Here is an 11,155-nt window from a genome sequence, read left to right on the forward strand (position 1 = left end):
GTTTTTCCTTTGCTCCCTTCCGAGTGGGAGGAAAATGAGGCTGATGGAAAAATTAATGATACGCGGCGGAAAATCGCTGCGGGGCACCGTACAGATCAGCGGGGCAAAAAACAGCGCAGTCGCGCTTTTGCCAGCTGCCATCCTGGCGGAGTCAACAGTTGTTCTGGATAACTTGCCGCTGATCAGTGACGTAGCGGTTTATAGTGAAATACTGCGTGAGCTTGGCGGAACGGTTACAAGAAGCGGAGACGCGATTTCGATCGATCCATCCGGAATGCAATCCATCCCGATGCCTAACGGAAAAGTAAAGCTGCTTCGCGCCTCTTATTATTTGATGGGTGCCATGCTTGGTCGTTTTGGGGAAGCGACAATCGGCCTTCCCGGCGGCTGTAATTTCGAGCCCAGGCCCATTGAACAGCATATTAAAGGATTTGAAGCACTTGGCGCCAAAGTGACGAATGACCATGGATCGGTTCGTATCGTAGCCAAAGAGCTGCGGGGTGCAAAAATTTATCTTGATGTAGCCAGTGTTGGAGCAACCATTAATATTATGCTTGCGGCCTCCCGGGCCAAAGGTTCCACGATTATCGAAAACGCGGCAAAAGAGCCTGAAATTATAGATGTTGCCACTCTTCTTAACGCCATGGGCGCGAAAATTAAAGGAGCCGGGACAGAGACGATCCGTATTGAGGGAGCAGACAGCTTGCATGGTTGCCGTCACTCGATTATCCCCGACCGCATTCAAGCAGGAACCTACATGATTGCCGCTGCGGCGACCCGCGGCGACGTACTTATTGATAACGTGATTCCCAAGCATATGGAGGCCGTTACAGCCAAGCTCCAGGAAATGGGCGTTCATGTGTATGAAATGGATGAATCCATTCGTATCGTCGGTCAGGCCGACTACGAAGCGATTGATGTCAAAGCGCTTGTGTACCCCGGATTTGCCACCGACTTGCAATCTCCGATGACCAGTCTGCTGACCCAAACGAAAGGCGTTAGTATTCTGAGCGACTATATTTACAGCAACCGGTTCAAGCATGTTCCCGAATTAACGAGAATGGGCGCCAATATCAGGGTAGAGGGCCGATCGGCCATTGTCGAAGGCGGACCTCTTACCGCGGCCAAAGTACGTGCTGCCGATTTGCGGGCAGGAGCTGCGTTGGTTGTGGCGGCACTGACTGTTCCTGAGGGCGTGACGGAAATAACCGGAGTTGAATATATAGACAGAGGTTATGACAATCTGGTGGATAATTTACGTATGCTTGGCGCGGATGTTTGGCGTGAGCAGGAACAAGAGTAAAGAATAGTAGGATGCGAGAGTAGAATCGGCTTTGGAATAGACAAGGCCGATTCCGGCAATGATGGATGGAATAAGATGGATTTTGATCATTGAAAAGAAGTGGTGATAATATGTCCGATCTTCAGATCGCCGATCTTGAAGAATTGAAGCTGACCGAGCTGTACAAGCTGGCTAAACAGTTTCAGATACCGTATTACGGTACATTGAAGAAGAAAGAATTGATTTTTGCCATCCTGCGCGCTCAAGCCGAGCAGGGCGGACTCATGTTTATGCAGGGTGTACTTGAGATCCTGTCAGAGGGATACGGGTTTCTCCGCCCGATCAACTATTTGCCCAGCACTGAAGATATTTATATTTCTGCATCCCAGATCCGCAAGTTTGACTTGCGAACAGGCGACTTGGTTTCCGGCAAATGCCGTCCTCCCAAGGAGAACGAACGTTATTTCGGATTGCTTCAAGTCAACGCGGTCAATGGAGAAAGCCCCGAACAAGCCGGAGAACGTCTGCATTTTCCTGCTCTTACTCCTCTTTATCCAGAAAAGAAGCTAGTCCTTGAAACTTCCCAATCCAAACTATCCACGCGCATTATGGATCTGCTTGCACCCGTTGGACTTGGTCAGAGGGGACTTATCGTTGCTCCGCCGAAAGCGGGCAAGACCTTGCTGCTCAAGGAAATTGCCAACAGCATCTCCACCAATCACCCGGAAATTGAATTATTCGTGCTGCTGATCGATGAGCGGCCGGAGGAAGTAACGGATATGTCGCGTTCGGTCAAAGGAGAGGTTGTAGCCTCAACCTTCGATGAATTGCCGGAGAATCATATCAAGGTTACGGAGCTGGTTCTGGAACGGGCGCTGCGGCTGGTAGAGCACAAGAAAGATGTTGTTATTTTGATGGATAGCATAACGCGGCTTGCACGTGCCTACAATCTCGTGGTTCCGGCTTCTGGACGGACGCTCAGCGGCGGTATCGATCCTGCTGCGTTCCATCGCCCCAAGCGGTTTTTCGGTTCCGCGCGTAATGTCGAAGAGGGCGGAAGCTTGACGATTCTGGCGACGGCGCTTATCGAAACAGGCTCGCGTATGGATGATATTATTTATGAGGAATTCAAGGGAACGGGTAATATGGAGCTTCATCTGGACCGCAAGCTGGCAGATCGGCGCATCTTCCCGGCCATGGATATTCGCCGTTCGGGAACAAGGCGCGAAGAAATGCTGCTTACCAAGGAAGAGCTGGATAAAGTATGGGCGATTCGTAAAAACATGAATGATTCAATCGAATTTGTCGACGGGTTCCTGAAGAAGCTCGCGGATACAAAGACGAACGAAGAATTCCTGGCATCGCTGGATACCTCCGCGATGATACAGCCGCCTAAACGGCCGCAAAGCAGCCACTCGTCGAATTCAGGGAGCAGCAGCACGGGAACGAGCGCTGCAAGGCGTCCAACGACCCGTTCAACCCCCGTTTCCTAGGGGAAGAAGGAGGACAACATGAATCTCGTATATGCGGACGAACAGGGTAATTTGTTCGATCATCCGGATTGGTTAGCGCTTGGACGAAGCGGTGACATGGTTATTGAATTAATGGAAGATGAATTGATTCCGCTGCCGGAAGGAGCCACACTGGTCGGATTGCCGCATACGCGGCCAATCGGCATACATGCGGCTTCCGGCGAGATGCGGCCGCTTCCTGGCGATGTACAGGCAGTAGGAGCGCTTCTGCCGCAAGGATTTACACGGTTGTGCATTCCCAGCTACATGAAGACGGACAAGACGCAGAAGCTGCCCTTGTTCGGCTATTCAGCTGTCGTCTGGAAGGATGATGGCTTCTATGTAGCGGCACATAAGTCTGACGATCCGGAGCGGTGGAATCCTCTGAATTGCGACACGGATGAGCTGAATCTTCAGGTGGAACGATTGCTCTCCAAATATCCCGACAATCGTCTTTATAAGCATCTGTCCAATTGCGCCCTTGGCTATGAATGTCTGACGGCATCGAATACATTTTTACAGCGGTGGGAAGGGGCGGTACCGGTATCGTTCTCCTGCAACGCAGGCTGTTTCGGCTGTATTTCCGAACAGCCGGACGACAGTGGATTCCCGGCGCCGCAGACACGGATGAACTTTAAGCCGACTGTCGATGAAATCGTGGACATCATGCTTGAGCATCTGCGCACGCCTGAAGCGATCATCAGCTTCGGCCAAGGCTGTGAGGGTGAGCCCTCGACCCAAGCCAAGATTATTATAGATGCCATGCGGAGGGTCCGCGATCAGACGCAGCTTGGTTTTATTAATATTAATACTAATGCCGGATTGACCGATCATATCCGCGGCATCGTGGACGCCGGTTTAAATTTGATGCGGGTAAGCACGATCAGCGCTTTGGATGAACACTACAATGCATATTACAAACCGCGCGGCTATAACCTGAAGAATGTAGAAAAATCACTCCGTTACGCGGCTGACAAAGGGGTATATACGTCAATCAACTATTTGATTTTCCCCGGCGTTACCGATCGTGAGGAAGAGATGGATGCCATGATCGGCTTCATCAAACGGACAGGCTTGAAGTTCATCCAAATGCGCAACTTGAACATTGATCCCGAGAGCTACCTGGAGCTGATTCCGAAGCCGCAGGGCGAGATATACGGAATGAAGCAAATGCTGGACATCTTCGCGGAGGAACTTCCGGACGTTGTCATTGGTTCCTACACGCATGTTCCGCCTATGCCGGTTAAATAGGGAATTCACCGCTTTAGTAAGCAAAAAGGAATTCATTGCGCGTTTGACTTGAGCCATGCTATACTACTTTGAGTGTGTATTTTAACTCTGGGTCCGCCTGTGACTCAGGGCAGAAAGAGGTGTGTACGATGAAACAAGGTATTCATCCGACCTACCACGTCACCACGGTTACTTGCGCTTGCGGGAACACATTCGAATCAGGTTCGATCAAAGAGAACCTGCGTGTAGAGATTTGTTCCGCTTGTCACCCGTTCTTCACGGGTAAGCAAAAGTTCCTGGATGCCGGCGGCCGCGTCGACAAATTCAAGAAAAAATACGGTATCTAATTCCATTGAACCGTCTCTGCCTTTAATTAGCAGAATACAAGAGCCTCCCTTAGCCATCCTATGGCTAAAGGGAGGTTTTTTTATGAAGTTTTCACGCAAATCTACAGTTCTTGCCGCCGGGCTGGCGCTGCTTCTCGTACTTGCCGCGCTTGCCGGATGCGGGGTGAAGAAAGACGGCAGCAACAATATGAACACCCGCTCTTATGGTCATGACGGCTATATGGGCCTTTCCAACAGCAACCCTCATTTGCCCAATCGCAACGGCAATGATCTCAATTATGGATCGGATGGCGATTTCGCAGAACGGAAGCTGAAGGAAATTCCCGGAGTTGCGGACTATAACATTATGATCCAAGGGCCAAAGCTCAAGGTATCGGTCAAGGCTGACCCGAATGTGGATGAGGCGCAATTGAAGGAGAAAGTATTATCCACCCTGCAGAAAAACATGCCGCGCTATAAGGTATCTGTTACCTCGAAGAAGTAAGGGGAGTTTCTCTCTTTGTGACTGGTTGTAAAAAGACGGCATAGCAGCGTTTCCCAATGGACTGTCATTTCTTCTTATAGTTGCACTTTAAGACAGAACACGCTATAATTATTTCTGCCGTGCTAGACGGGGAGGTAGCGGTGCCCTGTAACTCGCAATCCGCTGTAGCGAGGTTGAATTCCTGTCCGAGGTTATGCCGATGCGGGGCTGGTTTTTAGGAACAGTGTTGACGGTTTGGTCCTCCGCAATGGACGCTTGTGAACCCGGTCAGGTCCGGAAGGAAGCAGCCGTAAGCGGGTACGTTCATGTGCCGGGGGAGTGCCTGGCCAGAGCTGGGAATAAAATTGCCGCCCGGGTCGCATGTATCGAAGACAGGTGCGCGGTTTAACTCTATAGTAGCCACCTAAGTAAAACATAAACATCCAAGCGAAGCGTAATATGACTTCGTGTGGATGTTTTTTTCTTTTTCTGCAGGAATTTGGTAATTATGGAACGAAAGGAAGAAACAGCAAATTAAAAAAGAGGGGATCACCATGTACAAAGCGCCATCCTTGCCAACCGGCTCAATAAGTATGGATATGCTTGATGATTACTCCAGTCATCTGCCCGGAACTATGGTTTTGGTGCTGGATGATCAAGGTATGATTACCGAGTGCAATTCCTTATTTTTAAGCGAAACGGGTTACACCTCCTCGACGATCCTCAATCGAAGCATATCATCTCTTTCCGACAGCCAATTATTTAATACAGAAACGGGCGGAGATGTGCTCAGCATCGGCAACCGGAATATTATTAAACCGGCTCCCACGCAGTTGAAAAAAGCCAACGGTGAAGCTCTCATCCTCCATGTGATGCCTTTAAGAATGGAGAACGAGCATGCCCTGCACCACTTGCTGCTTCTTTTCAGCCAGGAGCCTGTAAAGGAAGGGAATCTGATCCAGCGCTTTGGAGAAACGATGCTGCGGGACGATCACATTGGAGTGATTCTGCTTCACCCCTTAGAGTCGATCATTCTGGATATTAGCCCGCTGGCATGCAGGCTGCTTGGCGCTTCGAAATCCGCCATTGTGAATGAGCCGCTCCATCGTTTCTTTGCCTCCTCCAAGGAATACAAATTCATTCAAAGCGCACTTGCAGGCGGTCCGGCCGTGCGGAATTATCCCATGACCTGGATTCAGGGCAGCGAGCAGACAGAGCTATTGATGGATGTCGGACTTTTTCACAGTTCCGGGGGCGTAGTGGAGGGCGCTTATATTCTGTTCAAGGATGTCACCAATTTACGATCGCTGGAGGTACAGGTTCAGCGCAGCGACCGCCTGGCGATGATTGGCCAGATTGCCGCTGGAGCCGCTCACGAAATACGCAATCCGCTCACCGCGATACGCGGATTTATGCAGATGTTTCAAAAAACAATGACCGCGCGCGGAATGACCAAGGAAGTGGAGTATACGGAGATTATGCTCACAGAGCTCGATCGGATCAACAGTCTAGTCGGTGAATTTCTTATGCTGAGCAAACCCAGGCATGTTACCCAGGATCTGATTCAAATTGACGCTGTATTTCGCGAAATTATGCCAATGGTTGCCAGCGAAGCCCTGCTTCACAGCGTATCGGTGTCATGGGAATGGGGGGCGGAGCTTCCCGTTGTTAAGGCTGATCCGGAGATGTTGAAGCAGGTGCTGCTGAATATTTGCAAAAACGGTATTGAAGCTATGAGCATCGGGGGGACATTGACGGTACACGCACAAGTGGAGAATAACAGTGAAGGGAGATGGCTGATGATTGAAATCCAGGATACGGGACCGGGAATTCCCCTGTCCATGCTGGATAAAATATTCGATCCGTTCGTGACAACGAAGGCTAACGGAACCGGACTCGGTCTTTCGGTCTGTCAACGGATTCTTCATGATTTCGGGGGATCGATCCGGGCGGATACGACAGAGGAAGGCGCTCTTTTTACCATTATGCTGCCCTGTTAAAAGTTCCGGTCCCGGCTGCGCCATTCTCTTACGGAATTGTTTTTACCCAACGTATATCCAGTCGATCCGCTGCAAACAGCGGAGCAGCAGCGATTGCATAGAGGGAAAAGAAAGAAAGCCCGCAGGTTAACGGTTTTTTTGGCGGACGGGTTCGTGTATAATGAGAATACCGGGCAATGCCCATAATGAGCCGAAAGGAACGTTCCGTGTGACACATATCGCTTTATATCGCGCCTGGCGTCCGCAGACGTTCCAGGACATGGTCGGCCAGCAGCATATTATCCAGACGCTGCAAAATGCGATCCGGGAAGACCGGGTGTCGCATGCATATCTGTTTAACGGTCCCCGAGGGACAGGCAAGACAACGGCGGCCAAAGTATTGGCCAAGGCAATTAACTGCGAGCGGGGGCCAGCGCCGGAGCCATGCAATGAATGCGACGCATGTCGCGGAATCACTGCAGGAACCGTCATGGATGTCGTGGAGATTGATGCAGCATCCAACCGGGGTATTGACGAGATTCGGGATATCCGGGACAAGGTCAGGTACGCACCATCTGAAGTCCGTACCAAGGTGTATATTATTGACGAGGTTCACATGCTTACTACAGAAGCGTTTAATGCGCTGCTCAAAACGCTGGAGGAGCCGCCAGGCCATGTCATTTTCATCTTGGCGACTACGGAACCGCATAAGCTGCCGGCTACAATTATTTCGCGCTGCCAACGCTTCGATTTCCGCCAGGTTTCACTGCCGGAGCAGACAGAGCGGCTGCGCCGAATATGCGATGAAGAGGGGATTGGCGCGGAGGATGAGGCGCTGGCCTATATTGCACGTCTCTCCGATGGCGGAATGCGTGACGCCATCAGCCTGCTGGAGCAGGTTTCTGCTTATGCGGCAGAGCAGATTACGCTTATCGATGCCGTCGAAGTAACCGGGGGGTTAGCGGCAGAGCAGTTTGCCCAGTTGGCTGAGGCTGTACGCGACCGTAACGCCGGGGCAATACTGCCGTTAGTTGAAGGACTTATGCAGGCAGGCAAAAGTGCGGACAAATGCCTCGAGAATTTAGTATACTATTTTCGGGACCTGCTCGTTATAAAATTGGGTCCGCAAGGCCGCGCCTCAACGGAGCGGATTGTAGATCAGGAGCAGTTCAAAGCTATGGCTGAAGCTTTCAGCTCCGAGCGGCTTTTCCTCATGATTGATGTATTGAATCAATATCAAACGGAGATCCGACATGCTACGCTCCCTCAAACGATCTTTGAAGTCGCTCTGATGAAGATCTGCACGCTTCCGGAGACACCGGCTTCAGGTCTGCCGGACGATCATGCTGGCAGGGGGGCGAACGCGGCGCCCGCTCAGGTGTCCGCTGCTGCAGCTCCCCCGGAAATGCTGCGGCTGCAGCAAAGGGTCGAGACCTTGGAGCGCAGACTGGAACAGCTGCTGCGCACCGGTGTTCAGCCTGCCGGCGAAGAATCCAAAGGTACTGCTGCAGAAGCGGCGGGTTCAAGCCAGACACGAGGCGGACGCGGCGCAGCATTCGGCAATCGCGGCGGTGCTGCTTCACCTTCAGGCGGAACCGTTCGTTCGAATGTGAAGCTGGAACCCTTTCTTGCAGCTGCTGAAGGGCAAGCGATTGCCCAGGTGCGCATGAAGTGGAGCGAGATTTTGCAGCGAGTCAAGGAAATGCGTATTACAGTGCATGCCTGGCTGGTTGATGGGGAGCCGGTATCGGCTGCAGACAATACATTGCTTATTGCTTTCAAGAACACAATGCATCGCGAAACGACAGAGAAGCCGGCCAACCGGGAAGTCATCGAGAAGGTGCTGGAGGAGTCCTTTTCCCGCCCTGTGAAGCTCGCGACAGTGATGCTCAAGGACTGGCAGTCAGCCTCCGACTCGGCGCCGGCATCATCCGCTGAGCCTTTGTTCCTGCAGCCTGATGAGCAGAGCGGCCCGCCCTCCGAACCGGAATGGATCGAAGAGGCAGTCAAGTTATTCGGTGAGGATCTCGTGGTCATCAAAGATAAATAATCCTTGATAACCGCCGCTAAGCCGATTGTTTCTTCTTGAAATATTTTAGAGCATAGATTTTACATGTATGCTTCCTGACGTAATGATTCCAATTTAAGCAAACACGAGGAGTGTAGACCATGAATAACATGAATCAAATGATGAAGCAAGTGAAGAAAATGCAGGAACAAATGCTTAAGGCTCAAGAAGAGCTGGGCACGAAAACCATTGAAGGAACAGCTGGCGGCGGTGTTGTCACCGTAGTCGTAAATGGCCATAAAAATGTGCAAAGCATCATAATTAAGCCTGAAGCTGTGGATCCGGATGATATTGAAATGCTGCAGGATCTTGTATTGACCGCAGTCAATGATGCAATTTCCAAAGCCGATGAGCTGGCCAATAAAGATCTGGGCAAATACACCGGCGGCGTGAAAATTCCAGGCTTGTTCTAATCGACAACCGGTGCTTTAAAGCATATTTCAATAATCCAAAGGGAAGAAACTTGTGTCGTCGTAAGAGGATGCAGGTTTCTTCTTGATTATAGATAAGCGGTTAAATCTGATGTATCGAAGTAAAGGAGCTGCGCTTTGTATTATCCCGAACCGATAGCCAAACTTATTGATGCTTTCAGCCGACTGCCGGGTATCGGTCCCAAAACCGCAGCCCGGCTAGCCTTTCATGTTCTGAAGATGAAGGAAGACGATGTTATTGATTTTGCCAAATCGCTGGTCAGCGTCAAACGCAATCTTCATTTTTGCTCCGTCTGCTGCAATATTACCGATATCGATCCATGCCGGATTTGTCAGGATAAGAGCAGAGACAATTCGGTAATCTGTGTGGTGCAGGAATCCAGAGACTTGGTAGCGATGGAGAGAACCAAAGAATTCCAGGGCCAGTATCATGTGCTGCAGGGAGCCATCTCGCCGATTGAAGGGATTGGACCCGAAGAAATTCGGATTGCCGAGCTGCTGAGGCGTCTTAGCGATGAGCGCGTTCAGGAGATGATATTAGCGACCAACCCCAATATTGAAGGCGAAGCGACCGCGATGTATTTGTCACGACTGGTCAAGCCCTTTGGTATCAAAGTAACGCGTATCGCTCATGGACTGCCGGTAGGCGGCGATTTGGAATATGCCGATGAGGTCACATTGTCCAAAGCGTTGGAAGGCAGAAGGGAATTGAATTAATCGTTTACCCTTTGGGTGCAAAAGAATTTTTCGCATATCTTCTTGCTTTGGAAACCCTGTGAGATTTTACTCGCAGGGTTTTCTGTTTTTTCGTTCTGTTTTACGGCGCTGGTTCATAAATTTGTACTACATGCTGAATCAAAATCAGGTATGTATACAATGGACAAGCGAAAGGGGAACTTGCAATGTGGGATAAATGGCTGAAACAGCGCGAGAGAGCGGTGATGATAGAGAAAGAAAGCAAAATGAAGCAGGAGATGCTGGAACTTTACGATGAACTGTTGATTGCCAAGCGTGATTGGGATAACGCACAGCGGCATTTTGAGTATGCCTCAGGCAAAGATCAGATTGATTACGCGATCTTCGCGATCGAAGCGGCCGAGAAAAGATACGAGATGCTTCTCAGAAAAGCCAAAGCATTGAATGGCGACTGGTGCCAATCCGTAAGGGGGATGGCAGTATGCAGACCATATGGCTTGTCCTATTAATTGTCTCTTCATTATTGCTGGCTGTCATGATACTAAGAAACAAGATATCCTGGCTATGGTTTCGGCGGTTTTCGCTGCATCTCACTGCAGCGGCGGTAGTGTTGTACCTGCTTAATTATTCGGGTCTGATATCAGGTTTCGAAGTACCCCTTAATCCGGCAACCATCGGTACTGTTGTTCTGTTGGGGCTTCCCGGCATCATGCTTGTTCTCGGACTTCAATGGACGCTCTTCTAGCTCATGGAATGAAATAGCTTGACCATTAGGCAGGCTTTGTGTTAAATTACTCCTTGCGTTACACAGCACCAATTCATTTGCAAAAACAATTCAAAAAAAGTACTTGCAATGAGCTAGGCGGATATGATATATTAATCAAGTCGCCGCTGAAGCGAACGACGAGAGCTTACGAAGCAGGAAAGCCTTGCGGCGCCTGCAAGAAGAAGCATTTGTTCTTTGAAAACTGAACAATGAGCGACCTGTCAAACAGGTTTTAAAGAATGAGCTGTTTTAGCTTATCTGTAAGGTATGGGATCTTCGGATCTCTTTTATGGAGAGTTTGATCCTGGCTCAGGACGAACGCTGGCGGCGTGCCTAATACATGCAAGTCGAGCGGATTTCGTTGAAAGCTTGCTTTCAACGG

The 11,155-nt window shown here is 50.3% G+C and carries 11 protein-coding genes, 1 rRNA gene and 1 other RNA gene; all 13 read left to right on the plus strand.

From position 1 onward, the window contains the following. Nucleotides 1–43 precede the first annotated feature (43 nt). On the plus strand, nt 44–1,303 hold the full coding sequence (locus AC0YNV_RS34610; protein WP_210046151.1) for a UDP-N-acetylglucosamine 1-carboxyvinyltransferase: 1,260 nt from the start codon (nt 44–46) through the stop codon (nt 1,301–1,303). 110 nt (nt 1,304–1,413) lie between these two features. Beyond that, on the plus strand, nt 1,414–2,775 hold the full coding sequence (rho, locus tag AC0YNV_RS34615; protein ID WP_475772101.1) for a transcription termination factor Rho: 1,362 nt from the start codon (nt 1,414–1,416) through the stop codon (nt 2,773–2,775). Between the two features lie 18 nt (nt 2,776–2,793). After that, nucleotides 2,794–4,044 (plus strand): radical SAM family protein, encoded by a 1,251-nt coding sequence (locus AC0YNV_RS34620; protein ID WP_475772102.1) that lies wholly within the window; start codon nt 2,794–2,796, stop codon nt 4,042–4,044. Nucleotides 4,045–4,172: 128 nt separating this feature from the next. Beyond that, nucleotides 4,173–4,370: a 50S ribosomal protein L31 gene (rpmE, locus tag AC0YNV_RS34625; protein WP_210046148.1), complete on the plus strand. Its 198-nt coding sequence runs from the start codon at nt 4,173–4,175 to the stop codon at nt 4,368–4,370. 82 nt (nt 4,371–4,452) lie between these two features. Then, entirely contained in the window at nt 4,453–4,854 is a 402-nt protein-coding gene (locus AC0YNV_RS34630; RefSeq protein ID WP_475772103.1) for a YhcN/YlaJ family sporulation lipoprotein, read from the plus strand. 117 nt (nt 4,855–4,971) lie between these two features. Then, an RNA gene (ffs, locus tag AC0YNV_RS34635) (signal recognition particle sRNA large type) lies at nt 4,972–5,237 on the plus strand. Nucleotides 5,238–5,387: 150 nt separating this feature from the next. Further along, nucleotides 5,388–6,833: an ATP-binding protein gene (locus AC0YNV_RS34640; protein ID WP_475772104.1), complete on the plus strand. Its 1,446-nt coding sequence runs from the start codon at nt 5,388–5,390 to the stop codon at nt 6,831–6,833. Between the two features lie 208 nt (nt 6,834–7,041). After that, nucleotides 7,042–8,862, plus strand: a complete 1,821-nt coding sequence (gene dnaX, locus AC0YNV_RS34645; protein ID WP_475772108.1) for a DNA polymerase III subunit gamma/tau — start codon at nt 7,042–7,044, stop codon at nt 8,860–8,862. 119 nt (nt 8,863–8,981) lie between these two features. Then, nucleotides 8,982–9,293 (plus strand): YbaB/EbfC family nucleoid-associated protein, encoded by a 312-nt coding sequence (locus AC0YNV_RS34650; protein WP_210046144.1) that lies wholly within the window; start codon nt 8,982–8,984, stop codon nt 9,291–9,293. Nucleotides 9,294–9,428: 135 nt separating this feature from the next. After that, nucleotides 9,429–10,028 carry a recombination mediator RecR gene (gene recR / locus AC0YNV_RS34655; protein WP_210046143.1) on the plus strand — a complete coding sequence of 200 codons (600 nt, stop codon included), beginning with the start codon at nt 9,429–9,431 and terminating at the stop codon, nt 10,026–10,028. Nucleotides 10,029–10,213: 185 nt separating this feature from the next. Further along, complete coding sequence (locus AC0YNV_RS34660) at nt 10,214–10,516, plus strand: DUF2508 family protein (protein WP_379114369.1); 303 nt, start codon at nt 10,214–10,216, stop codon at nt 10,514–10,516. Continuing rightward, a complete protein-coding gene (locus AC0YNV_RS34665) occupies nt 10,489–10,752 on the plus strand; it encodes a pro-sigmaK processing inhibitor BofA family protein (RefSeq protein ID WP_475772105.1) in 264 nt (87 codons plus the stop codon). Before AC0YNV_RS34660 ends, AC0YNV_RS34665 begins: the two co-directional genes overlap by 28 nt. Nucleotides 10,753–11,059: 307 nt before the next feature. Then, nucleotides 11,060–11,155 (plus strand): 16S ribosomal RNA (locus AC0YNV_RS34670); the annotation flags it as partial.

The sequence above is a fragment of the Paenibacillus sp. JT31N11 genome, from assembly GCF_056269285.1.